Below are 24,397 nucleotides of genomic sequence, written 5' to 3'. Positions count from 1 at the left end.
GCGCCGGAGCTACTTCAAGTCAGGAATGGGTAGCTCCGGCACGTGATCGCGCTTGTACACGAGGACACTGCGACGGAAGGTCATGACGACCGTACCGTCCTGCTTAAAGCCCGTCGTCTTCACCTCGACGATGCCCATGTGCGGCCGTGACTTCGATTCGCGCGCACTCAGCACTTCGGTGCGCGCGTAAATCGTATCTCCCTCGAACACCGGCGCCGGCAGTCGCACTTCATCCCAGCCAAGATTCACGGCGTAGCGCGAGATATCGGCGACGGACAGGCCGGTGATGAGCGCGAGGATGAACGGCGAGTTGACGAGCGGTTTCCCGAACTCCGTCTGCGCCGCGTAGTGCGCGTCGAAGTGAATCGGGTTCGTGTTGACCGCCAGCAGCGTGGTCCACGCGTTATCGGTTGCCGTCACCGTGCGGCCGATCGGATGGCGAATGATCGCGCCGACTTCAAAGTCCTCGAATGCTCTCCCGACGTACGTACGATCCGTCATGTCGTTGCCTCGATCTGGTTCAACACTACGCGCGCCATGCGCACGTTGGCTTCGTCGATCATCTTGCCGTCGAGCGACACTGCGCCGCGGCCGGTTGCAACCGCCGCATCATATGCCTCGACCACACGCCGCGCGTGAGAGACTTCTGCGTCCGTCGGTGAAAAGACGGTGTTGGCGATCGCGAGCTGCGTGGGGTGAATGCACTGCTTACCGTCGAAGCCCATCGATCGCGCGATTCGGCACGCGCGCTCGAAGCCAACGAGATCGCTGAAGTCTGAATACGGTCCGTCGACGCAGCGCAGCCCACTCGCGCGCGCCGCGCCCACGATAGTATGCATCGCCGCATGCCAGCGATGTCCCGGATACAACTCGTCGTTCGCGTCGAATGTCCCGATCCCTGTTGCCGGCATGCGCATCGACGCCGCGTAATCGCCCGCTCCAAAAATCAGCGCCTCGAGTCGTGGCGACGACTGCGCGATCTCGCGCGCCCAGACGACTCCGGCTGCAGTCTCGAGTTGCGCTTCGATTGTGATTTGCCGGCTGAAGCCGCGATGCGCCTCGATCTGTGAGAGCAGCGTCGCAACGAACGCCACATCCGCCGGCGACTCGGCTTTCGGCAGCATGATCATATCGAGTCGATCGCCCACTGCCTCGACGACGTCGATGATGTCGCGATAGGCGAAAGACGTCGAGATCGCATTGATACGAAATATTCGCGCACGCTTTCCGAAATCGAGCTCGGTGAAGGCACGAATCACGTTGGCCCGACTCGCTTCCTTGTCGCCGGCGGCAACCGAGTCCTCGAGATCGATACAGACGGCGTCCACCTGGCTCGCCGCGGCTTTCTGAATCATCGGCCATCGCGACGCCGGGACGAACAACATGCTTCGTTCGGGTCGCGCGCTCGATGGGCGCATAGTCATGTTTGACCTCAGTTGCGGCGAATCGCCGCGAGGACTTCGTTCGTGTGTTCGCCGAGCGCAGGCACGCGGCCCATGTGCGGTGGAGCACTCTTCAGATTGTGCGGTGGAAGCAACGCCGGAATATCGCCGCCCGGGGAATCCACCTGGGTCCATCGGTCGCGAGCCGCGAGCTGCGGATGGCCCACGACAGCAGGCACGTCGTTCACCATGCCCATGGGGATGTCGGCGCGCTCGAGCAGCGCGACTACATCCGTACGCTGGTGGCGCCCCAGAATACTCTCGATCGTCGCTTCGAGCGATTCACGATTCTCGACACGCACCGAGTTCGTGGCATATCGCGCATCGGTTGCGAGCGACGAATCGCACAACACATCGCCGCAGAAGCGACGCCATTCGCGGTCGGTCTGAATGGCGAACATCACGTCGCCGTTGGCGCACGCGTACGCACCGTACGGAACGATCATGTTGTGTCGCACACCCGCGCGAGCGACGACGCGATTGGCTCCCTGCCACACGTAAAGCGCCGGCGTCATCCATTCGGTGAGACATTCGAGCATGGCGATGTCGATCCGCTCGCCGTGGCCAGACTTCTCGCGCGCATACAACGCCGCGAGGATTGACGAGTACGCGTACATCCCCGACGCGATGTCGGCGATCGATACGCCAACCTTCGCGGGGCTTTCCGCGCTCCCAGTCACCGACACAACTCCCGATTCGGCTTGCACGAGCATGTCGTACGCCTTTCGGTCGCGCATTGGGCCGTCGGGGCCGTAGCCGGAAATGCCACACCAGATCATGCGCGGATTGCGCGCCGCGACCTGTTCGTATCCGAAGCCGAGTCGTTCCACCGCGCCGGGCGCGAGGTTGTGCACGAGGATGTCGGCATCGTCGATCAACCGCGAGCACGCTTCCAGATCGCGAGGCGCCTTTAGATCGAGCACGACGCTCTTCTTTCCACGATTGAGCCACGCGAAGTACGCCGACGTTCCATTCATCGCGCTGTCGTAAGAGCGCGCCGAATCGCCGCCGTCTGGCCGCTCGATCTTGATCACGTCGGCGCCGAGATCGGCGAGCTGGCGCGAACAGAACGGCGCGGCGACGGCCTGCTCGAGCGCGACGACGCGAAGTCCGCTGAGCGGCATCAGAACGATCGCGGAAGGCCCAGCACGTGCTCGCCGATATATGAGAGAATCATATTCGTCGACACCGGAGCAACCTGATAGAGTCGCGTCTCGCGAAACTTCCGTTCGACGTCGAACTCTGCGGCGAAACCAAAGCCGCCGAACGTCTGCAGACACACGTTCGCCGATTCCCACGAGGCGTCGGCGGCGAGCAGCTTGGCCATGTTCGCCTCCGCGCCACACGGTCTGCCGTCGTCGAACAGTCGCGCGGCTTCGAAGCGCATGAGATCGGCGGCGCGGACGTTGGTGTACGCGCGCGCGATCGGGAACTGAACGCCTTGGTTCTGCCCCGTCGGCCGATCGAAAACGATGCGATCGGTCGCATACTGCCGCGCACGGTCGATGAACCAGTACCCATCGCCGATACACTCGGCGGCAATGAGTATTCGCTCGGCGTTCATGCCGTCGAGGATATACCGAAAGCCTTTGCCTTCTTCGCCGATGAGGCTCGTCGCAGGAATCTCGAAGTTGTCGAAGAACAACTCATTCGTTTCGTGATTCACCATGTTGCGAATCGGCCGCACGCGCATGCCGCGCTGCTCGGCGTCCTTCAAATCGACGAGAAACACCGATAGGCCGTCGGACTTCTTCGAAACGTCGGAGCGTGGCGTCGTCCGCGCGAGCAACAGCATGAGATCGGAGTGCTGAATGCGCGAGATCCACACCTTCTGCCCGTTCACGACGTACCGATCGCCGCGTCGCTCGGCGAATGTCTTGAGCTTCGTCGTGTCGGTGCCGGTCGTTGGTTCGGTAACGGCGAACGATTGGAGCCGCAGTTCGCCCGACGCAATTTTGGGGAGGTACTGCTGCTTTTGCTCGGCGGAGCCGTGTCGGAGCAACGTGCCCATGATGTACATCTGCGCATGGCAGGCTCCCGAGTTCGCTCCTGAGCGATTGATCTCCTCGAGAATTACGGACGCCTCGGAGAGCGACAGGCCGCTGCCACCATACTCTGTCGGAATGAGCGCGGCGAGCCATCCGGCTTCCGTCAGTGCTTTGACGAACTCCTCGGGGTACGCTGCGATCTTGTCGACGCTCTGCCAGTACGCACTGTCGAAGCGCGCGCAAACTTCGCGCACTCCCGTGCGATACTCTTCGTGCTGCTTGAAGCGCGGATTGATGTCGGTCATTGCTCGCGAAGCGCAGTCCCGCTACCGAACGCGCGGAACACGGTGCTCATATCGGTGACCGATCCGAGCGAACGCACCGCATCGAGTGCCCGCGACGCGACGTCGCTGCCCCATCGCGGGCCGACCAGCGCGGCGAACTTGTCTTCGAGCTGCGCGGTAGTCACCGGGTTTTCCGGGTTGCCGACCGGATAGTCGCTCGCGGCATTCAAGACTTCGCCGTTTGCCAGTTCGACGCGAATGCGCGTCGGCCACGCGTTCGGATACTTCGCGGTAAGATCCGGCGCAACAGTTACGCTCGTACGTTGCAATAATTCCGTCGTGGCCTGATCGCGAACACCTTCGGCGTTGAAGCGATCGGCGGAGAAAACTTCCAACGGCGCGCCACCGTGTAGCAGCGCGGCGACGACACAGTAGGCAATGCTGAACTTGGCCGCGTACGACGAGTTCGGATTCCGTTCTTTCACGATTTCGTATCCGGGTCCGTACGTCTCGATCTGGATCGAGGCGATGTCGCGCAGCACGTCAGTGGCCGTCCAACCTCGCTTGGAGCGCATGTCGCGAGCAACATCGATCGCACTGTGCGTATGGCCACAGCACGCCCACACCTTGTAGCAGTTCTCCGTCACCTTCCATCGTTCACCTAAGCCGTCAACGACGCGCGTTTCGTCGTGCGAGGTGCTCATCGATCGGAAGAAACCGCGATCGCCTTCGAGAATTTTTCGTGCACCGGTGAAACCAGCTTTCGCGAGATCGGCAGCAAGCACGCCATTGAATGCGGCCTTGCCCGGATGAAGGTGCTTGCTCATCGTGCCGTCGGCATTGAACTCCCACAAGCCGGCGGCCTGCGTACCGGCGGAGCCGAGTGCGTCGAGCATTTGCTCATCAGTGAGTCCAAGCAGCGATCCGGCTGCAGCCGCAGCACCGAACGTCGCGGCAGTCCCCGTTGGATGCCAGAATCGATAGTGACTCGGGTTCACGGCTTCGCCAATGCGCAGTGCCGCGTCGTAACCAACGGTCACTGCGAGTAGGAATGCCTCGCCCGTTGCGTGTTCGCGCTCGGCAACAGCAAGCGCCGCAGGAATTACCAGCGCGGCCGCGTGCATGGTGGAGCCTTTGTGGACGTCGTCGAGTTCGAGGATGTGCGAGGCGACGCCGTTCGCTAACGCCGCACCTGCAGCCGACGCTCGATTTCCGGCGAAGACCGTGGCCTCACTCGACGCGCCGAGTCCTGCGACGACGCCCCGTGTCATTTGCGCGGGCGCCTCGAGCGAGCCGGCGAGCGCGGATCCCAGCCAATCGAGGATTGCGCGGTGCGTGTCGACGACGACATCGGCACCGAGGTCCGCATAGGACGTCCTCGCCAACACCGTCGCGAGCTCGCGTGAGACTGAAGTCATCGTCTATGCGGGAACTGCATCGCGCACCACACGCTCGGCGCGCACGCGCACACGGCGCCACGCTTCCCAGACGTTACCGACGAGGAGACCGGCGAGTAGAAAGTACGCCGCGCCAATCATCTCGAATGCCGCAAAGCTCGCCAAAGCAACGATGACACCGAAGATGATTTGATCACGATGCTTGGGTGGCGACGTGGGCGGATCTGTGACCATGAAGAAGGCGAAATACAGTGCCGCGTGCAGATCGGGCGCGCGGTACAAATCAGCGACGCGTGCGGGGTCGCCGACAAACGCCATGATCGTCACGAGCAGATAGTACACGCCAAGGAACGAGAGAACTGCCGGAACCTTGTTGACGCGATAGCAAATGAAGATACCGGCCGTGAACAGCGCGACGAGCGCGACGGGCGATATCTCCGGCAGTGCGCCCCACCAACTATGACCGGCGTGGAATACATAGAACGTCGCTACGAGCGCGAGCGCCGCAGGATTGAAGACGTTCGCAGTACGAATACGGAACAGATACTTGCTCACGATCGCGACAGCCGACGTCACAGCCGCGATGTACCACGCTTGGTACGGACTGAGAATCATCGCGATGATCAGGCCAGTGAGCAGCGCGCCGCTCGGAAGGCTCCACTCACCTTCGCGCCAGCGGAGAATCGGCGCATCGAGCAGCATAGCCGTCCCGACACCCGCGAGGAGTATCGGACCGACGCGCTCCGGCCCGGCACCGACCGTGGCGATGATCGCCAGCAGTCCAATCGCGAGCAGCGCGAGACCCTTGGGCGTGCGGAGAAATCGCTTGACGCTAACGACCGACATCGCCGGTAAAAGAATCAGGGTGGTGGGTGCTACCCCAGTTGTGCGTCGAGAAGCGCTGAAGCGTTGGCGTTACCACCAACCCTTCGACGTCGTGACGCTGCAGCAGCGCGATGCCCTCGATCGGGCCGAGCACAAAAGCGGCCGTGGCAAGCGTGTCTGCGACCATCGCCGATGGAGCAAGTACGGTCGCGCTCGCGACAGTGTTGACTGACGTACCGGTGCGCGCATCCAACAGATGGTGGCCCGCCTCGTTCGTGCGCTCGTAGTCGCCCGATGTACACACGGCAACATCAGAGACGTGCAGTGTATCGAGCAGACCGTCCGCACGCGGATTCCGAATTCCGACAGACCACGGTCTCTCCGCGGCATTGTGTCCGCCGAAATACAGATCGCCACCCGCATCGATGGCAAAGTTCTCGAAGGGCTGAAGCTCGCGCGCCGCGATATCGATTGCCATTCCTTTGGCGACGGCGCCGAGGTCGAGGAGCAGTGGACGATGTAGCGTGATCGTCTTCTCACCCTCGCTGATCTCGACGTCGCGGTAGCTCACGTGGTCGTCCGAGTCGAGCGCGGTGTGCACGATGTGGCCGCTGCGATGTTCACGATCGAATCCCTTTCGCTCCATCGTCAGACCGACCGTCGGATCGAATGCGCCACCAGTCTCGCTCGCGACGGCGAGGGCAAAGCGCACGGCCTCGAACAGCATTGCGCTCGCAGGAACAGGAACGCCAATCTGCCGCGAGAGGCATTGAAGTTCACTCTGCGGGTCGAAGCGACTGCACGTGGCTTCGATCTCCTCGAACCAGGCAACGGCGCGCGCGATGGCGTCGTCTCGTGCGGCGCGCTCGACGTCCGTTGCGCCATGTCCAACGACTTGAAAGCTGACCACGGTGCCCATCACGGCGACCGTGTGGACGTAGGCGTCGGTCACTTCGCCTTTTTCAGCGCGTCGGCGACCGCGTAGTAGAACGCATTGGTGCTCTGCGTCGCCCCGGAGACGAAGTCGACATCGGGGCCCTGTCGCGCGATGACCTGGGCCGGCAGTCGCTCGATCCACGAACACGAGTACTGCGTGAGACACTCGCTGATGAACGCCGAGATGATGCGTCCGTTCTTGACCTCGAGTCCCGCCTGAATGTCGCCGTGGCGCGATGTGCCCCAGCCGAAGAAGATGCCGTCCTTCAGTTTCGCTTTTTCTTTCTCGCCGCTCTGCCCCGAGTCGGCAACCGCGGTCGCTGCGACGTGCGACGAATCGCGCGCTGGTACGGGCGCCGGCGCTACAGGCGCCGGCGCAGCGACGACGGTCGCAGTGGGAGCCGCGATGATTGGCGCCGGCGTGGTCGTCGGCGCAGCCACAGGAGCCGCCGCCGAGGAGTCTGCCGAGTGAACCGGTACAGTGCTCTGCTTTGCCGGAGTGGTCGGCTTGCCGTCGGTCGTCGGACGACTTGGCTTCACTTCGGCCGCCGGCACGACCGACGGTGCCTCGGCGCCCGCGGGCGACGACGCGGGAATCTCCGCATCGATTCGAGTGGGCGGAACCGGGCGACGCTCAGCTAGTTGCGCGAATCGCTGAGCAGCAGGCCGAGTGCGAACAAACCCGGCCGCGTATACCGCAAGAACGGCGGCCGAGCCGAGTGCAACGAGGTTGTTCGTAACTCGGTCTTTGGGATTCACAGCGTAATTCCCCGGTCAGTGCGATGGGCGTCACCGGAGAATATGGAGGTCGGCCGCAGGGCTGAGAAGGCGCACATCGAGATCCATTTGACGGGTTCGGTCGTGAGCCGCCGGTTGGTATTTCGTAAGGATCCGGGGGCGATGAGTGCGACCGTGCTGCATTCGATCTAAGGTTGGATACGACCCTCTACGTGAGGCCACGAGATGGACGCCTGGTGGAACGACCTCAAACACGGCGCGCGCGTATTGGCCAAGGCGCGCGGGTTCACCGCCGTGGCGGTGCTGTCGCTCGCGATCGGCATCGGGGCGAACACCGCGATCTTCAGCGTGACGAACGCGCTGATACTCCGCCCCCTCCCGTATGCCGATGCGAATCGCATTGCGATACTGTGGCAACGGTCGCCGGGGCTGAACGTGGCACAGGATTGGTTTTCCATCGGCCAATATCTCGACATCGCCGCGGACAACACGGTGTTCGAGCGCGTCGCGGCGGGCATCGGCGCGAGCTTCAACATGACCGGGAATGGCGCGCCAGAACGCATCGACGGCGTCCGTGTGTCATCGTCGCTCTTTCCGCTACTCGGTGCACGCATACAGCAGGGCCGCGTATTCACCAGCGATGAGGATCAGCCGGGGAAGACGCTCTCTGTCATTCTCATGGACGGATTTTGGCAGCGTCGGTTCGGATCGGATCCGTCGATCGTTGGGAAGACGCTCACGCTCAACGGCAACACGCTCACCGTGATCGGCGTCATGGCGCGCGACTTCTCGTTCACGAAAGAAGTCATGCCGGCGGTGAACGGGATTCAACATGCTGATCTTCTGTTGCCGCTGCCGCTGAGCGCGAGCGCGCGGACCAACCGTGGCGGCGAGGATTTCAACGTATTTGCCAAGTTGAAGCCCGGCGTGTCGCTGGCGCGTGCACAGGTCGAGATGGACGGGATCGCGGCGAGAATGAGGCAGCAGTATCCCGCCAACTATCCGCCGAATGGCGGCCTCACGATCAGCGTCGTGCCGCTGATCGATCAAGTCGTTGGCGATACGCGTCTCGCACTTTACGTACTGCTTGGTGCCGTGGCCTGCGTGCTGCTCATCGCCTGTGGTAACGTCGCCAATTTGCTACTGTCGCGATCTGCCGTGCGCGAAAAGGAAATGGCGATTCGTTGTGCTGTGGGTGCGGATCGAACGCGGATCATGCGACAGCTGCTGACTGAGAGTGTTCTGCTCTCGCTTGCCGGCGCCGTGGTGGGTCTGGGAATAGCGCTGGCTGGGATTGGCGCATTGCACCCATTCGGCCCAGCAAGTATCCCGCGATTGAACGATGTTCGCATCGACGGGCGCGTGTTGGCGTTCACGGTTCTGATGTCGCTGCTCAGCGGCGTCGGGTTTGGCCTCGTGCCTGCGCTCCGATCGTCGCGTGTCGATCCGAACGCGGTGCTCAAGGAGGGCGGTCGCGGTTCGGTGGGCTCGAGCGCGTTCGGCCTTGGCCACGGCACGCTTCGCAAAACGCTCATCACCGCTGAGATCGCGCTATCGCTGGTGCTGCTCATTGGCGCTGGGCTGCTGATTCGGAGCTACGCGCGTATCAGCAACGCGAATCCAGGGTTCAACGAGCACAACGTGCTGTCGCTGCGCGTGTCGCTGCCCGGCTTCCGATACAAGACGCCGGAGGCCGTGTCGGCTTTCTACCGACAGCTCGACGCGCGCGTTCGTGCGTTGCCAGGCGTGCAGTACGTTGGAAGCAACTACCAGCTACCGCTCAGCTCAGTTGCGCTGGCGTGGGAACCGATCGGCATCGAGGGCTATGTGCCGAAGGCGGCGGGGAACAATCTGATCATCGCCAGCAGCGCGTATGTCAGCCCCGACTACTTCAAGGCGATGGGGATCTCGCTGCTACAGGGCCGCGCGTTCAGCGATCACGACGACAAGCAATCGCCCGAGGTCGTGATCGTCGACGACAAGCTTGCCGCACGCTTTTGGCCGAACGAGAATCCGCTCGGAAAGCGTCTGCGCCAGGGAGCGGAAGGCAAGTGGCGCACGGTGGTCGGCGTCGTTGCAGATGCGCGCGAGTACGAAGTCGACGCCGAGCCGCCGATCACGGCGTATTTCCCGGTCGAGCAGTACAACATCGGCAGTCGGTTCGTCGTCGTGCGCACGTCGACCGACGCAGCCGCCATGAGTAGCCCGATCACGAGAGAGATTCGCGCACTCGACCCGGAATTGCCGGCGTACGATCTCAGCACGATGGAGGCGCGATTGCACGACTCGCTGGCGCGCCGGCGTCTGTCGATGACGCTGATGGTGACCTTTGCCACCTGCGCACTCATTCTCGCGGCGATCGGTATCTACGGCGTGATCGCCTATTGGGTCGATCAGCGCACGCGTGAAATCGGAATTCGAATCGCGTTGGGCGCCGATCGCGCCAACATCCTCCGGCTCGTCGGCCGCGAGACGGTCGTCACGGTCGCCGTGGGTATCGTGATTGGCCTCGTGAGCGCATTTGCGCTCACCCGCGTGATGGCAAAGATGCTCTTTGGCGTCGGCGCGACGGATCTGCTGACGTTCGGTGCGCTACCGGTGGTGTTGGGCGTGATCGCTCTGGTCGCGGCCTATCTGCCAGCGCGTCGTGCGCTGCACGTCGATCCGATCGTCGCGGTTCGGTCCGAGTAGCCCTACATCCAGTACGTCCATCGCGCGGTGGTGATCACGTAAAGCGACAGCGCGAGGTTCGTCACCGCGTGCACGAGGATCAGATCGCCGAGCGACTTCGTGCGCCACATCCACCAGTTGTAGATCACGCCGCACAGCAGGCCGACTTCCCAGTACGGACCATGCTCCGCGGCAAAGAGCAGCGTCGTGGCCCAGAAGGCGAGCGGCGTGTATTGCCCGAGTGGAATGCGCTCGAAGCGTGAGTCCTGCAGCCAGCGAACGAGCCAGCCTCGCCAGAAAAGCTCTTCGATCACGGGTACCAGCACTGCTGCGCGCGCCGTGCGCAGCGCAAGCATGATCGGCGTAAGCTCAGCGGGCGGAATCGACGTCTTGAGATGACCGGTGATTCCGTTCTGGAACAGCCAGTGACTGCGCCACGCTGGGAAGAGCGCGTCGGGGGCAATCCAAAGCGCGCAGACGGCGAGTCCAAGCCCGATACTGGCGAGCCAGAACGGCGCGCGCGTCGGCAGAATGTGGCGCGAGAAGCCGACGATTGCGGCGATGAGGACGCCGTCGCGCAGCAGTTCTTTCGCCGGATACGCGAGCGGAATGTACTTGTCGAGCGCGAGCCAGATCATGAAGACCGCGAACGGTCCGACCCATGCGACGGTGCGCGCTGCCGCGGGGGTGTCTGGCGGGTACTGGTTGGTGGTCAGTGCCATAGTCAGGACACTAAAGTATCGGCCTCGCGTCGAGAATAGTTCAACCGTGCTATTTTACGGCATGCCACGCGCGCGAACGGTGCCGACTCCGGATCCCATGGGCAAGGGAGAGACGACGCGCGCGCGGATCATCGATGAGGCCATTCGCGTCGCAAGTGTGGAGGGATTGGCTGGCCTGACGATCGGCCGCCTGGCGGAGCGCACTCGGATGTCGAAGAGCGGACTGTTCGCGCACTTCGAGTCGCGCGAGGCGGTGGAGTTGGCAGTGCTGCAGCAGGCGATCGCGCGCTTTCGGGATGTGGTGGTCGTGCCAGCGCTTCGCGAGCCACGGGGTGAACCCCGCGTGAGAGCGATTCTCGAGCGTTGGCATGTTTGGGCGAACGATCACGCGGTGATGCCGGGTGGCTGTCTGCTGTTGCAGGCGGCAGTCGAGCTCGACGATCAACCCGGCACTGCGCGCGACTTGATCGCCGACGCGATGCGCCAGTGGACCGACACGTTGCGTCGCGCCGCGTCGATCGCCGTCGAGGAGGGGCATTTCCGCTCTGACCTCGACACGGCGCTTTTTGCGTTTCAACTGCAGGGAATCATTCTGGCAACGCACCATTCCGAACGGTTGCTGCGCACGCCGGGAGCAGTCGCGCGGATGCGCCGCGCGCTCGACGCACTGATCGACTCGGTGCGTCCGACGACCGGCCGATCGCCCTTGCGGAGAAAATAGAACGATCGTACTATTTTGACCATGACGACATTCACTGCTGTGTCGACCATGGTGCAGCGAGCATCGTTGCGAGTGTTGAGCGCAATCGCGCCATCCGCTGTTGACGCGATGATCGTGGATCGATTCGCAACGCCGGCGCGTCGTCCCGCTGCGAGCGACATACCCGTCGGCGAGCGCTGGGCCATGTCGTCGGGCGGCGAGGCGATCTCGGTGTACACGGCGTATGACAACCTGGATGCGCCGCGCGTACTGTTCGTGCACGGATGGGAGGGAGCCGCAGCGGACTTCGCGCCTCTCATGACTGTGTTTCGCGACGCTGGCTTTGGTATCGTCTCCTTCGATCATCCCGCACATGGTCGGTCTACGGGATCACGCGCCACGCTCCCGCAAATGGCGCAAGCCACGCTCGACGTCGCCCGCGCGACCGGACCGTTCGCCGCCGTGGTCGGCCACTCGCTCGGCGCGTCGGCGGCCTTGATCGCGTTAGCCGGCGGACTCGACGCGCGGCGCGCGGTGCTCATCGCCCCGCCGTACGACGCCGGGCACTTCATCCGAATCACGGCGAAGCACATGGGCGTTTCCGATGCCCGTGTAACAGGAGCGATCGCGCTCCTCGAGAAGCGAGTTGGTCCGATCGATGGCCGGCAGACCGATCGAATTGCGTCCCAGGTAAAGGTGCCTGGGCTCATCCTGCACGACGGCGAGGATCGATACGTTCCGTTCGCGCATGGTGCCGCGGTGGCGGCGGCGTGGCCCGGCGCACGTCTGGTTCGCCTCACCGGCATGGGACATCGACGAACGCTTGGTGATCCATCCGTTCATCGCGACATCCTGAGCTTCGTTCGGGAGAGCTGACGTCGCATCGCGACGCGACGATCGCCCGCCGCGTGACCTCCGCCGTGGGTAGCGCCGGACCGCCGTAGAGGTTCTCTTGAAGGGTCACCAAGCTATCGTCTTGCCCGACCCGGAATGGAGGACGTCATGCAGGATCGCAATCGGTTGAGTCGCCGTGGATTCGTCGGTGGCGTCGCCACGGCGGTGGGATATCTGACGTTGAAGTCGCCCATGGAGTTGATGGCGCACGAACGCGCCACGCTCGGCGCAACCGAAGCCCTGCCAGCGCTCGCGAGCAACGAGGAGTACGACACGCTCGCGCACCTGGCGTTCAACGAGAATCCGTATGGGCCGCCGGAGTCGGTGTTGAAGGCCATGACGCAGGCTTTCAAGTATTCGAATCGGTACAACGCCCCCGACGGCGATCTCGTGGACCTCATCGCCGCACACCACGGCGTGAAGAAAGCGAACGTCGTGTTGGCGGCCGGCTCAGGCGAACTACTCGACGTCATGGGCTCGGCGTTCTCGCCCAATGGCAAGAAAGTCGTGGGTGTCGAGCCATCGTACAGCTTCGTGTTCTCTCACGTCGTTGGCGTGAAGGGCGAAGCGATCACGCTTCCGCTGACGAGCGATTTCCGGCAAGACATTCCGGCGATCATTCACACCGTTAAAACGAACTATCGCGATGTCGGCTTCGTGTACCTGTGCAACCCAAACAATCCCACGGGTCGCATCGTGACGAAGCAAGAGATCAAGCAGCTCCTCGACGGAATTCCCGAGGACGTTCCGGTGCTGATCGACGAGGCCTATTTCCACTTCGTCGAAGATGCGAACTACGGAACGTCGATTCCATATGTCCTCGAAGGGCGTCAGGTGATGGTGACTCGGACCTTCTCGAAGATCGCGGCGCTTGCCGGCATGCGACTGGGTTACGGCATCGCACAGCCCGACATGATCAAGCGAATGGAGCCGTTCATCAGCGACTCGATCAGCGCAGTCGTGAAGTTCGGTGGAGTCGCTGCGCTCAAGGACACGGGATCGCAGGCGCAGGTGAAGAAAGTCACGCTCGATCTCCGCAAGAAAGCGACGACAGAACTGCAGGCGCTTGGGTACAGCGTCATTCCGTCGGAGACAAACTTCTTCATGGTGCATCTGCGCCGTCAGGTTAAACCTGTCATCGCGGAATTTGCCAAGCAGGGCGTGATGGTTGGACGCCCGTTCCCACCGATGAACGAACACCTGCGCGTATCAGTAGGCACTGCGGACGAGATGCGCCGTTTCATGGTTTCGTTCAAGGACATCATGTCCAGGCCAGCGGTCGCAACTACGGGTGACGGAGAGTAGCGCATGGTGTCGTTGAAGCCACTACGCTCGGCACGTTCTCTCGCTGTTGCGGCGCTCTATGTCGTTGCGTTCTCGGCATCGGCGATTGCACAGAAGGCGGCGACATACTTTCCGCCCGCGGGACAGTGGGAAACCAAACCGCCCGCTGCGCTCGGCTTCGATGCGGCGAAGTTGAAGGAAGCCGTCGACTTCGCGCTGAGTCACGGTAGCAACTGGGACTTCGACAAGGATCAGGTGCGCACGTTCGGCACGCCGCTCGGACCACTGCCAAAGCAGCGCGCGTCAACGAATGGAATCATTCTGCGCCACGGCTACATCGTTGCGCAGTTCGGCGACACGAAGGCGAGCGATCCGGTGTACAGCGTCGCGAAGAGTTTTCTGTCGACCATCGCGGGGATCGCGGTGGAGCGTGGCCTCATCAAGAACGTGAACGATCGCGTCGGCGCGACGATTCACGACGGCGGGTACGACTCGCCGCACAACGCGATGATCACCTGGAAGAACCACCTGCAGCAGGAGAGCGAGTGGGAGGGTTCGCTCTGGGGAAAGAACGCGGACTTCGTGGGCCACGAGCAGTTCGGCGCCGGCGAGCGCAAGCCGCGTGCGATTCAGGATCCGGGCGCGTTCTACGAGTACAATGACGTTCGAATCAATCGCTTCTCGCTCTCGCTGCTCCGCCTGTTCGGAACGGGCCTTCCGGATGTCTTGAAGACGTCGATCATGGATCCGATCGGCGCGTCGCACGACTGGCGCTGGGTTCCGTATGAGAATTCTCAGGTCGAGATCAACGGAAAGAAAGTCGGCTCGATGAGCGGCGGCACGCGATGGGGCGGCGGCCTATGGATCAATTCCGAAGATCTCGCGCGGTTTGGCCTGTTGGTCGCCAACCACGGACGTTGGAACACGAAGCAGCTCGTGCCGGCGCAGTGGTTCCGCGACGCAGTCACGCCGAGCGACCACGGTCCGGATTACGGCTACCTGTGGTGGCTGAACACCAAGCAGAAGCAGTGGCCGAGCGGTCCGGCATCGAGCTTTGGCGCACTCGGGAACGGATCGAACATCATCTGGATCGATCCCGAGCACGACATCGTCTTTGTGTGGCACTGGTATGAGAACCGCGCGATGGACGGCATGATTCAACGCCTCATGGCGTCCGTCGTCAGCGAGTAGCAGCGCGACCCTCGACTACATCCGTTCGTCGGCCGTTGGACCGTAGATCGATGGCAGCGGAACATCGACGAGCCGCGCATACACGGTGAGCTGGCCGCGATGGTGAATGAGGTGGTTGAGATGCTGCCTCACCGTCTCACCGCGCGGCGCCGTCATCAGAACCCGCTCGCCCATCTTGAGCGACCACGATTCGTCGAGTGCAGCGCCAGTGACTGACTCGAGCGCCGCGCGTGCATCACGCACGTTCTTGTCGAAGATCTCGAGCAGCGTCTCGGTTTTTTCGTAGCTGTAGCCCGGACCTCCGGCGAGGTCGATGAAGGGCTCGCGCAAAGTGCGAGCGACCCAGCCGGGCATGAATGCGACAAGCTGTGTGAGATGTCCAAGCGAGAACGACTTCTCGTGCGGCTTCCACGTGCCTTTGTCGCTCGGCACGCGGGCGAGTAGCCTGCGCGTGCTCGCCATTTCGGCATCAAACTCCTTCAATGGAATTGCGGGCGTCGTCATATACCTGGTGCGTTTGGGGTGGGCGTCGTGGGCGGCCACCATCCTAGCTCGCACGAAGCGCTGTGGGCAAGAACTAGCCGCTTCGGGCGACGTAGAGCGTGTAGAAGCCACCTGACGTTGCATGCGCGCGAACTTTGACGACCTCGACGGCAAGGCCCGCGCCGCGAAGGAGTCGCTCGAACTTCCGATCCTCGCTCGCAGACCAGTAGGCCAAGCGACCACCGCGCCGCAATGCGTGCTTCGCCATTCGGATTCCGTCTATGCGGTACAACTGCGCGTTCCCCGCGTTCGTCAACGCATCAGCACCGTTGTCGACGTCGAGCAGGATCGCGTCGAACATTCCGGGATGCTTTTGCAGAACGTTCGCGACGTCATCGTGCCGCAGATCTACGCGCGGATCCTTCAAGGCGGCGTCTGAGAGCCCGTACTTCTTATTCCACGCAATCACGTCCGCGACGATCTCGGCGACGACCACCGTGGCGGTCGCGTCGAGCAACGCGAGTGCGGCCTTGAGCGTGTAGCCGAGTCCGAGGCCGCCGATCAGCACACGCGCACCATCGACGGTACTGAGAGGGGCACACGTCAACTCGGCGAGCTTGTCCTCCGAGTGATGCCGACGCGTCGACATGAGCTCGACCCCGTCGACGCGAATGGAGTACGCGCCATCATGCCGGTAGAGTGTGAGCACCGTGCCGTCCGGCGCCGTTGCCTGCTCGAGTCGTTCGACTGGCTTCACGCCAGCGCCAGACGTCGAAGCAACACAAGGGCTCGCCGAGTCTGGGCTCGCGGGGCTAATGTTGGTGCCATGATTCGAACAATCGCGATTTGCATTGCATGCATTGTAGCCGGTTCAGCGCGCGAGACGCGCGCGCAGGCGACTCCGTCGCCCATGCCGCAGCTACATCACGTCGGATTGAATACCGTCGATCCCGAACGCGCCATCGCGTGGTATCTCCGTGTGTGGCCGAGCGCAAAGCGAACGACGTTCGCTGGATATCCGGCGGTCGAAGGGGACATGCTCTTGCTGTTCAACAAGGTGAGCACGCCGCCGGCCGGCGCGTGGCGCGACGATCTGCATCGCGGAACGCCGCAGAGTGCGTTCTGGCACATTGGGGCGAACATCAACACGACGGACCTCGCCGCGACGTTGAAGGCCGTTGGCATTACGCATCTACCGTTGTTCATTGCGCCCAGGGATACGCCAACAGTCTGGCGTTCCGGGCTCGCACCGTATGCGGGAACGCTCACCGCAAAGCAGCTCGACACCGCGAAGGCGGCGCCGCCGCGCGACGGCGGCTTCAGCTATGTCGTGGCTCCAGATGGTGTGCTCTTCGAGTTGACTGGCGGACCGGGAACGCGTGCGTCGCTGTCGCACGTGCACTTCTTTCACGAGAAGCCGTTGTGCGCCGCGAACTGGTACGTCGAGCACTTGGGAATGGAGTTGCCGCCGGTGCGCGATGCGCAGGGTGTCGAGACCCCGCGAAAGCTGTGGGCTCCGTGCGACGTGCCGTATGGCGAGGCTGGCTGGCCGGCGCTGGAGCCGGTAGGGACGATTCGTCAGCCGGCGGGGAACGTGCGCTTTGGCAATGGAGCCATGGCGTGGTATCCACGACAGTGCGTCGGAGACCGGTGCGGTCGCGATCAGCCGTTGGTCCCGTCCCGCGGACAGGTGCTGGATCACGTCGCATTCTCGGTCGAAAACTTTGATGGCCTGCTCGCGCAGCTCAAGCGCGACGGCGTGAAATTCCTCGAGGAGCCGCACGCATTTGGCGATTCCCGGGCGTTCATGATCGAGGATCCGGACGGTCTCGCGATCGAGCTGGTGGAGCGTCGTTCCAAGCCGTAGAAGGCGTGTTTTCCTATTAGGTTCAAGGGTCGCCCGAGCCGATCCAGCGGGCCGCGGAAGTTCCTCTCTCCCACACACTCATGTCACATCTTCGCAGACTCACTGCTCTCGGTGCGTTCGCGCTGACCGGCGTAGCGCCGCTCGCTGCGCAGAGCACCCAGTTCCCGACCGACGATCCGAACATTCAGCGCATCTGGCGCCTCGGCATGGACAGCTCGCACGTGCAGAAGCTGTCGCAGACGCTGTTCGACTCGATCGGTCCGCGCCTCACCGGAAGCCCTGGTATCCTTGCGGCGAGCAACTGGGTGATCAGTCAGTACAAGGCGTGGGGCATCGACGCGAAGCGCGAGCAGTACGGCACGTGGCGCGGTTGGCGTCGCGGAACGTCGAACATCGCGCTCGTATCGCCGCGCGTGCGCTCCCTCGAGGGAACGATGCTGGCGTGGAGTCCGGGTACGAAGGGAACGCCGGTGACCGCCGAAGCGATCGTGCTGCCGAAGTTTGCGGACAGTACTGAATTCGTGAAGTGGCTGCCGAAGGCGAAGGGCAAGATCGTGCTGCTCTCGCCGGCGTGGCCGACCTGCCGTCCGTCGGAAGACTGGAATCGCTTTGGAACGCCGGCGTCGATCGCGCGCATGGACACGTTGATCGCGCAGATGCAGGCAGATTGGGCTGTCGATCGCGACAGCACGAAGCTCTATCGCGGAACGGGATACAACCTCGCGCTGGGCACCGGCACGCTGGGCATGCGCCTCGAGAAGGCGGGTGTCGTCGGTATGATTTCGTCGCGCACCAAGCTGAGCGGCTTCAACAATCCGTTCGCGAATGGCGCTGCTCAAGCGGGTCGTGGCGGCGGTCGTGGCAACCAAACGGCAGGGCCCGCCAGCGCACGTGGCGGCGGTCCGGCCTCGAGCCTGGCTTCGGCCGGCGGTGGTCGCGGTGGCTTTGGCGCCGCACCTGGTGGCACGGGCGGTTGGGGCACGATCGAGATCTTCGAGTCGTACAACAAGACCGCACCGGCAGTGACGCTGACCTGCGAAGACTACGGTCTCGTATCGCGTCTTGCCGAGAACAATCAGCATCCGCGCGTCAAGATCGACGTCGACGCGTCGCTGCTCGGTGAACAGCCGGCGTTCAACACGATCGGAATGATCAAGGGCGTCGAGAAGCCCGACGAATACGTCATGCTGTCGGCGCACTTCGATTCGTGGGACGGCTCGTCTGGCGCGACGGACAACGGCACGGGAACGATGATGGCGATGGAAGCCATGAGAATTCTCAAACTCGTCTATCCCCGTCCGAAGCGTACGATCCTCGTTGGCCACTGGGCGAGCGAAGAGCAGGGTCTGAATGGTTCGACCGCGTTCACCGAAATGCACCCCGAAGTCATGAAGGGCCTGCAGGCGCTGTACAACCAGGACAACGGCACGGGCCGCGTGCAGTCGATCTCGGCGGCGGGTCTCTCCGACATCGGTCGCCACCTCAAGTCGTGGTACGCCAAGCTGCCGAGCTTCTACACAGACAGCATGAGCCCGAACGTGGTGTCGTGGAGCTTCAACGACGCGCCCACGGGTAATCCGGGTGGAACGGACGGCGCAGTGTTCGCGTGCTTCGGCACGCCGTCGTTCGGCATGGGTGCGGTGGGCTGGAACTACAACACCTACACCTGGCACACCAATCGCGACACGTACGACAAGGTTGTCTTCGACGATCTCAAGCACAACGCGACGCTTGCCGCGATGATGGCGTATCTGTCGAGCGAAGATCCGGAGTTCATTTCGCGGGAGAAGTCGCCGGGCACGTGGCCGGCGAATTGGCCAGCGAACTGCGGCAAGGCGCCGAAGGTTACCAAGCCGCGGTACTAGACCAGGAATCGAGCGTCATGCCGAAAGTCGTAACTCCATATCGTTCACTATCGCCCGATCGTCGCGTTGCACTGGTGACGCACGTCATTCGGTCGAGCCGAGAGGCGCGTGAGCTGTACGTGATTCGTCTCGCGTCGCGACCGGGCGGGTTTCGACCGGTGACGCTCAAGACCTGGTCGCCGGACAAGCTGGCAAAGGAAGTGGTTCGACAGAATGCGCAGACTGCACAGGACGAATTCGATCTGATGCATTTGCTGTACGTCGAGCTCGAGCCGGCAATTCAGATTGCGTTTCTCGACGCGGCCGGCGTGAAGCACGAAGGTGGTCAGATGCCCGACGACATCGAGTCGCCGTACACGGACGAAGCGGGCGTGCAACGCGGTGCGGCCGCCGTGCGTGCGCAGTTCGGTGAAGACGGAGAGCGGTATTTGCAAACGCTCGCGAAGTACAATCGCGACGGCTGGCCGGGCATCGAGACCATCGTCGAGGGTGCAGCGGCCTAGACGACAGGGTTTTGAAAGGACGACGCGGGGGGCGGGCCATGTCTGGCTCGCCCCCCGTATCTTTCGAATCATGGCCACTCCCGAGTCTCGACCCTCTGCACGTCGCGGGATCAGCTCCGCCAGGATTGCGGCGCGCGTCGTCGGCTATTTCACGCTGGCGTGGGGGACGATCATCACGCTCGTGGCCGGCACCTTTCCAGGTGCGTTGCCGCTGGGAATCGCGATTGCGCTGTACGCGACGATTCCGTTGGTGCTGTTCATTCGTTGGCGCGGCTGGCCGTTCTATCCGAATGCCGCGTTCCGACTGCTCGTCGTTCGACCGCTGCTGTACACACAACTCTTGCTGCCGCTAGTCGCTGGCGGTGGTTTGCTCGGTGTGCTCGTCGGCCTGCCGTTCGGACACGCGTTGCTCTTTGGCCGTGGATTGGCGACGGCCGTGTTGGCGATCATGGGCGCGCTGCTCGTGTTCGGGTACATCGGTTCACGTCGGCTGGTGGTTCGCCGAGTGGATGTGGATGTGCCTGGGCTCGATCCGAATTTCGAGGGACTGCGCATCGCGCAGTTGTCCGATCTTCACGTTGGGCCACACACGTCGCGTCGCTTTCTCGCTCGCGTTGTTCGAGCGACGCATGCGCTGGTGCCGGATCTCGTGGCCGTGACCGGCGATCTGGTCGATGACCGCGTGGAAGACGTCGCAGCATATGCACGATCGCTCGGCGATCTCGACGCACCGCTCGGCGTGTACATGATTCCGGGCAACCACGACGTGTACGCTGGCTGGGATGAGGTCGAGCGCGCGCTTCGCGCAGCGGATCTCGGCACCGTTCTCGTGAACGACATGCATTTGATCCATCGCGGGCCGGCGACGATTGCGTTGGTGGGCACCGGTGATCCGGCAGGCGGGAGGCGCGGTAGTTCGCGCGTCGCGCCAGACATCGACCTCGCGTTGTCGCGCGTGCCTGAGCGCACGACGGCGATTGCGTTTGCGCACAATCCGGCGCTGTGGCCGATGCTGGCCGAGCGAGGTGTTGCGCTCACGTTGAGCGGTCACACGCATTGGGGGCAGTTCGCGCTGCCGTCGCTCGGATGGAGTCTGGCTTCGCCGTTCTTGCAACACGCGATGGGCGCTCACACTGAGCGTGATTCGCTGCTGTACATCAATCCGGGCACGGGGTATTGGGGAATTCCGTTCCGGATTGGCGCATCACCGGAGATCACACTTCTCACATTGCGTCGCGCGGACACTGCCGCGGCGCGCGTCCATCCAGCGCGGGCGGCCTGATGACGATTTCGCGAAGCGACGTGCAGCGTGCGGCGATTACCACGGCGATTTTGTGCGCGATTCTCTCGCCACTGAGCGCATTTGCTCAACGCGGGCCCGCGGGCACCGTGATCGTCAGCAACATGAACGACAACACCGCGACGATGGTCAACGCGGCGAACGGAAAAGTCATCGCGACACTGCCAACGGGCGAGGGTCCGCACGAAGTGGCGACCTCGCACGACGGTCGTTGGGCGCTCGTGTCCAACTACGGTGTGCGCGGTAAGCCGGGCAACACGATCACGGTGATCGACGTCGAGCATCATACTGTTGCGCGAACGATCGATCTCAAGGAATACCAGCGTCCACACGGAATGGCATTTCTTCCCGGCGATTCGCTCGTGGTCGTGACGTCGCAGGACAGCAAGATCGTTTTGCTGATGGATTTCCGGACGGGCGCCGTGGTGAAGACGCTGCCGACGAACGGCCGCGGCTCGCACATGCTCGGTCTTTCGGCCAAAGGCGATCGCTTGGTGAGCGGCGCGATCGGCGACAACGTGCTCTCAGTGGTGTCGCTCACGGCAGGCGGAGAGCCACGACTCATACCGGTGGCGCGTCAACCGGAGGGCGTGGCAATCGCTCCCGATGGCAACACGGCGTGGGCCGGAAGCAATCGCGACAGTGTGGTCGTCGTGGTCGACCTCAAATCGAGCACGGTCGTCGATACGATTCGCGGTTTCGGCTTGCCCTATCGCATTGCCATTTCACCCAACGGAAAGAAAGCGGTGATTACCGATCCGATGGCAGCAACGATTCGAATCTTCGATGCCGTGACTCACCGCGAGCAGTTCAAGATCGATGTGCCGCGCGACAGTCTGGTGGAAAAGCCGGAAGTGCCGGGATCGCCGTCACCCGAAGGCGTGATCATTGCTCCGGACAGCCGCTGGGCGTTCGTAACGCTTCAGGGCCGCAATCGCGTCGTCACGATCGACTTGGACAGCGGCAAGATCGTTGGTTGGGCGCCGACCGGCGTCTGGTCGGACGGCATCGCATTCTCACGTGTGATCTCTAAACCATGACTCAGGTAGCATTTCTCGGTACCGGTTTGCTCGGCGCCGCGCTCATCGAGGCTGCCGCGAAGCGCGGTGGCGATCAGATCACGGTGTGGAACCGGTCAATCGACAAGGCGCGAGCGCTCGAGAAATTCGGAGTACGCGTCGCGGAGACGCCAGCAGATGCGGTGCGCGGTGCGCAACGGATTCACTTGGTGCTCAAGGACGACGAGGTCGTCGAAGATGTGGTCGCGGCGCTGCGGCCCGGTCTCGATCCGCGAGCGGTGATCGTCGATCACACGACGACGCAGCCAATACTGACGGCTGCGCGCGCGCGCCGGTTGAATGGCGAGGGCGTTCGATACCTCCACTGCCCGGTATTCATCGGTCCGGCTGCGGCGCGACAGGGAGCAGGAGTGATTCTGTCCTCGGGTCCGCGTGAGTTGTTCGACGAAGTTCAGCCCGCGCTCGCTCGCATGGCCGAGCGCGTCGAGTATCTCGGGGAACGGCCGGATCTCGCGGCCGTGAACAAGTTGTGCGGCAACGCATTCATCATCGGCATTGCGTCACTGGTCGCGGACGTGATCGCGGTCGCGCGTGAAGCGGAGATGCCGGCCGCAGACGCGCTGAAGGTGGCGGAGTTCTTCAACGTTGCCGGCGTGATTGGCGGACGTGGCAAGGCGATGATCGAAGAGCGATTCGCGCCGAGTTTCGAGCTGACCATGGCTCGCAAGGACGTTCGGCTGATGATCGAGACGGCGGGCAATCGTCCGCTCGCCGTGCTCCCCGGCATCGCGGCGCGAATGGATACGCTGATCGCCACCGGCCACGGCGCTGACGACCTCGCGGTGATGGGCAAGGCGTAGCGCGGGCGTTGAAATAGTTGCCATGAAAGCAGAACGCCCGCACGAATGTGCGGGCGTTCTGTTTTCAGAAGACCTCCGAATCGTTCAGGTCTTGAAGTTCGGGTTGTTGCGCGTCTCGACGTCTGGCAGCGGGACGCACGTAAGGTTGCTGTACGTCTGGCCCTTGCGATTCACACCCTGCGTGAACGGCAGGTTGAGGCGCAGCATATCCGAGTACCGCTGGCCTTCGCTGAACAGCTGGCGGCGGCGCTCTTCGACGACGAGATCGGTGAACGCCTGACCCGTCGGCACTGGAGCGCTGAGCGTTGGCACGCCGTTCGCCGTTCGCACGCGATTGATCGCGTCGAAGCCTTGCTGTCCACCAATGGCTTCGGCGTAGATGAGCTGCGCTTCATTCCATGACGCGATCGGAATTGGCGTGCCGCCCAACTGCGCGATGAACTTCTGCTGCTGCCATTGCGGCGTGACGCCGTCGTTGCCCTTTCTGCCCGTGTCCTTCACCTTCACGCGCGGATCCGGCACGTTGCCTGCCACGCCGTTCACAACCAGGTTGCGATACGCGTCGGCCACCGAGAGGTAGTCGTTGCGTATCGTCAGGTTGTAGATGCGATTCTCACGCTGAGCGACGCCACCCTCGGTGTATTCGGCGTTTCGCACATAGCCGGTGGTAACGAGGTTGGCGTCTGCTGCCGCGTCGGGGAGCTTCTTGAGGTCGAGACGCGTCCGGGCTCGGCCGACCCTGGCCATGTTGATGAGCGAGGCGGCCGCCGTATCGGTACCGAGTGCAGTCGCGCGGGCGAGGGCGTCGGAGAAACGGTCTTCGGCGATCGCCCACGTCTGCTCGCGTGTCATCTTCGGCCCGTTGTCCATCGTCATCTCGCACATGCCTTCGCCGAGCAGCAAGTCGGCATAGCCGGCGTAGGCGCGGACGGTGGCCATCAATCGAGCACGATTCGCCACCTGCGTGTCCGTAAACTTGTCGAGACGATTGAACGCGTCATCGAGCTGGAAACGCGCCTGCTGAAGTGGCGTGTAGAAGCCCATGGCTGTGGTACCGCGAGCGAAGGCGCAGCTTCCCGGCGCGCCCTTGATCTCGACGATGCCGCGCCATTCCCACGGGTGATTGTCGACGAATCCGTTGGATGAGAGGTATTCGCCGGCGAGCTCGCCGCCCGTGACGGCATACTGCTCGACGCCGCATTGGAGCGTTTGCATCGCGGCGGCAACGAGTGCCGGAGCGAGCGTCGGATCGGAGAGGCTTTCAGCCGGAACGCTCGCGGGATTGTCGACGTCGAGCAGGCTGTTGCACGCGCTGATGCCGACAAGCGCAAACGCAAAGGCAGCGCGCCGCGCCGCGTATACAGTCGACCACACCGATGTCGCCGGCGTCGACCGATTGAAAAATCTGAATGACATATTTCTTATTCTC

23 protein-coding genes are annotated in these 24,397 nt (G+C 63.0%); 11 read left to right on the top strand and 12 right to left on the bottom strand.

The window, feature by feature from the left end; all coding sequences use genetic code 11:
* Positions 1 to 9: 9 nt before the first annotated feature.
* The 8 genes from AC6H4Z_RS23290 to AC6H4Z_RS23255 are packed head-to-tail and all read right to left on the bottom strand — an operon-like array spanning position 10 to position 7,631.
* Complete coding sequence (locus AC6H4Z_RS23290) at positions 10 to 501, bottom strand: MaoC family dehydratase (protein WP_497544366.1); 492 nt, start codon at positions 499 to 501, stop codon at positions 10 to 12.
* Positions 498 to 1,424, bottom strand: a complete 927-nt coding sequence (locus tag AC6H4Z_RS23285; protein WP_497544365.1) for an HpcH/HpaI aldolase/citrate lyase family protein — start codon at positions 1,422 to 1,424, stop codon at positions 498 to 500. Before AC6H4Z_RS23285 ends, AC6H4Z_RS23290 begins: the two co-directional genes overlap by 4 nt.
* Before the next feature lie 8 nt (positions 1,425 to 1,432).
* The gene (locus AC6H4Z_RS23280; protein WP_497547082.1) at positions 1,433 to 2,569 is read right to left on the bottom strand and encodes a CaiB/BaiF CoA transferase family protein; all 1,137 of its coding nucleotides are present in this window, start codon (positions 2,567 to 2,569) and stop codon (positions 1,433 to 1,435) included.
* Positions 2,566 to 3,735, bottom strand: coding sequence for an acyl-CoA dehydrogenase family protein (locus AC6H4Z_RS23275; RefSeq protein ID WP_497544364.1), 1,170 nt, complete (start codon positions 3,733 to 3,735; stop codon positions 2,566 to 2,568). Before AC6H4Z_RS23275 ends, AC6H4Z_RS23280 begins: the two co-directional genes overlap by 4 nt.
* Positions 3,732 to 5,132 (bottom strand): MmgE/PrpD family protein, encoded by a 1,401-nt coding sequence (locus tag AC6H4Z_RS23270; protein WP_497544363.1) that lies wholly within the window; start codon positions 5,130 to 5,132, stop codon positions 3,732 to 3,734. Before AC6H4Z_RS23270 ends, AC6H4Z_RS23275 begins: the two co-directional genes overlap by 4 nt.
* 3 nt (positions 5,133 to 5,135) lie before the next feature.
* Positions 5,136 to 5,957 (bottom strand): RnfABCDGE type electron transport complex subunit D, encoded by an 822-nt coding sequence (locus tag AC6H4Z_RS23265; protein ID WP_497544362.1) that lies wholly within the window; start codon positions 5,955 to 5,957, stop codon positions 5,136 to 5,138.
* Positions 5,944 to 6,888, bottom strand: coding sequence for an FAD:protein FMN transferase (locus AC6H4Z_RS23260; RefSeq protein ID WP_497544361.1), 945 nt, complete (start codon positions 6,886 to 6,888; stop codon positions 5,944 to 5,946). Before AC6H4Z_RS23260 ends, AC6H4Z_RS23265 begins: the two co-directional genes overlap by 14 nt.
* Positions 6,885 to 7,631 (bottom strand): FMN-binding protein, encoded by a 747-nt coding sequence (locus AC6H4Z_RS23255; RefSeq protein WP_497544360.1) that lies wholly within the window; start codon positions 7,629 to 7,631, stop codon positions 6,885 to 6,887. Before AC6H4Z_RS23255 ends, AC6H4Z_RS23260 begins: the two co-directional genes overlap by 4 nt.
* Positions 7,632 to 7,835: 204 nt before the next feature.
* Here AC6H4Z_RS23255 and AC6H4Z_RS23250 point away from each other — a divergent pair, with 204 nt between their 5' ends.
* Positions 7,836 to 10,301, top strand: coding sequence for an ABC transporter permease (locus AC6H4Z_RS23250; RefSeq protein WP_497544359.1), 2,466 nt, complete (start codon positions 7,836 to 7,838; stop codon positions 10,299 to 10,301).
* Between the two features lie 2 nt (positions 10,302 to 10,303).
* Here AC6H4Z_RS23250 and AC6H4Z_RS23245 read toward each other — a convergent pair whose 3' ends face one another.
* On the bottom strand, positions 10,304 to 11,002 hold the full coding sequence (locus tag AC6H4Z_RS23245; protein ID WP_497544358.1) for a CAAX prenyl protease-related protein: 699 nt from the start codon (positions 11,000 to 11,002) through the stop codon (positions 10,304 to 10,306).
* A gap of 61 nt (positions 11,003 to 11,063) precedes the next feature.
* On the opposite strand from AC6H4Z_RS23245, the gene AC6H4Z_RS23240 reads away from it, so the two are divergent.
* The 4 genes from AC6H4Z_RS23240 (at position 11,064) to AC6H4Z_RS23225 (ending at position 15,071) form a co-directional block, all read left to right on the top strand.
* A complete protein-coding gene (locus AC6H4Z_RS23240; RefSeq protein ID WP_497544357.1) occupies positions 11,064 to 11,723 on the top strand; it encodes a TetR/AcrR family transcriptional regulator in 660 nt (219 codons plus the stop codon).
* Positions 11,724 to 11,744: 21 nt separating this feature from the next.
* Positions 11,745 to 12,578 carry an alpha/beta hydrolase gene (locus AC6H4Z_RS23235; protein ID WP_497544356.1) on the top strand — a complete coding sequence of 278 codons (834 nt, stop codon included), beginning with the start codon at positions 11,745 to 11,747 and terminating at the stop codon, positions 12,576 to 12,578.
* Positions 12,579 to 12,704: 126 nt separating this feature from the next.
* Positions 12,705 to 13,901 (top strand): pyridoxal phosphate-dependent aminotransferase, encoded by a 1,197-nt coding sequence (locus AC6H4Z_RS23230; RefSeq protein WP_497544355.1) that lies wholly within the window; start codon positions 12,705 to 12,707, stop codon positions 13,899 to 13,901.
* A 3-nt stretch (positions 13,902 to 13,904) separates the two neighbouring features.
* Positions 13,905 to 15,071 carry a serine hydrolase domain-containing protein gene (locus tag AC6H4Z_RS23225; protein WP_497544354.1) on the top strand — a complete coding sequence of 389 codons (1,167 nt, stop codon included), beginning with the start codon at positions 13,905 to 13,907 and terminating at the stop codon, positions 15,069 to 15,071.
* A gap of 15 nt (positions 15,072 to 15,086) precedes the next feature.
* Here AC6H4Z_RS23225 and AC6H4Z_RS23220 read toward each other — a convergent pair whose 3' ends face one another.
* On the bottom strand, positions 15,087 to 15,575 hold the full coding sequence (locus tag AC6H4Z_RS23220) for a DinB family protein (protein ID WP_497544353.1): 489 nt from the start codon (positions 15,573 to 15,575) through the stop codon (positions 15,087 to 15,089).
* Between the two features lie 73 nt (positions 15,576 to 15,648).
* Positions 15,649 to 16,311, bottom strand: a complete 663-nt coding sequence (locus AC6H4Z_RS23215) for a hypothetical protein (RefSeq protein WP_497544352.1) — start codon at positions 16,309 to 16,311, stop codon at positions 15,649 to 15,651.
* Positions 16,312 to 16,380: 69 nt separating this feature from the next.
* Here AC6H4Z_RS23215 and AC6H4Z_RS23210 point away from each other — a divergent pair, with 69 nt between their 5' ends.
* The 6 genes from AC6H4Z_RS23210 to AC6H4Z_RS23185 all read left to right on the top strand — a co-directional run bounded on the left by AC6H4Z_RS23210 (position 16,381) and on the right by AC6H4Z_RS23185 (position 22,968).
* Complete coding sequence (locus AC6H4Z_RS23210; RefSeq protein WP_497544351.1) at positions 16,381 to 17,421, top strand: VOC family protein; 1,041 nt, start codon at positions 16,381 to 16,383, stop codon at positions 17,419 to 17,421.
* A gap of 80 nt (positions 17,422 to 17,501) precedes the next feature.
* Positions 17,502 to 19,286 carry a M28 family peptidase gene (locus tag AC6H4Z_RS23205; protein ID WP_497544350.1) on the top strand — a complete coding sequence of 595 codons (1,785 nt, stop codon included), beginning with the start codon at positions 17,502 to 17,504 and terminating at the stop codon, positions 19,284 to 19,286.
* A gap of 17 nt (positions 19,287 to 19,303) precedes the next feature.
* The gene (locus tag AC6H4Z_RS23200; RefSeq protein ID WP_497544349.1) at positions 19,304 to 19,789 is read left to right on the top strand and encodes a hypothetical protein; all 486 of its coding nucleotides are present in this window, start codon (positions 19,304 to 19,306) and stop codon (positions 19,787 to 19,789) included.
* 70 nt (positions 19,790 to 19,859) lie between these two features.
* The gene (locus AC6H4Z_RS23195; RefSeq protein ID WP_497544348.1) at positions 19,860 to 21,071 is read left to right on the top strand and encodes a metallophosphoesterase; all 1,212 of its coding nucleotides are present in this window, start codon (positions 19,860 to 19,862) and stop codon (positions 21,069 to 21,071) included.
* Positions 21,071 to 22,129: a beta-propeller fold lactonase family protein gene (locus tag AC6H4Z_RS23190; protein WP_497544347.1), complete on the top strand. Its 1,059-nt coding sequence runs from the start codon at positions 21,071 to 21,073 to the stop codon at positions 22,127 to 22,129. Before AC6H4Z_RS23195 ends, AC6H4Z_RS23190 begins: the two co-directional genes overlap by 1 nt.
* Positions 22,126 to 22,968, top strand: a complete 843-nt coding sequence (locus AC6H4Z_RS23185) for an NAD(P)-dependent oxidoreductase (protein WP_497544346.1) — start codon at positions 22,126 to 22,128, stop codon at positions 22,966 to 22,968. Before AC6H4Z_RS23190 ends, AC6H4Z_RS23185 begins: the two co-directional genes overlap by 4 nt.
* An 84-nt stretch (positions 22,969 to 23,052) precedes the next feature.
* Here the strand turns inward: AC6H4Z_RS23185 and AC6H4Z_RS23180 are convergent, their stop codons facing one another.
* Positions 23,053 to 24,384: a RagB/SusD family nutrient uptake outer membrane protein gene (locus tag AC6H4Z_RS23180; RefSeq protein WP_497544345.1), complete on the bottom strand. Its 1,332-nt coding sequence runs from the start codon at positions 24,382 to 24,384 to the stop codon at positions 23,053 to 23,055.
* Positions 24,385 to 24,397: the final 13 nt, after the last annotated feature.

It is taken from the genome of Leucogemmata humicola (assembly GCF_055379415.1).
The sequence above is the reverse complement of the archived record's forward strand: the minus strand, read 5'-3'. Positions and strand labels throughout refer to the sequence as shown.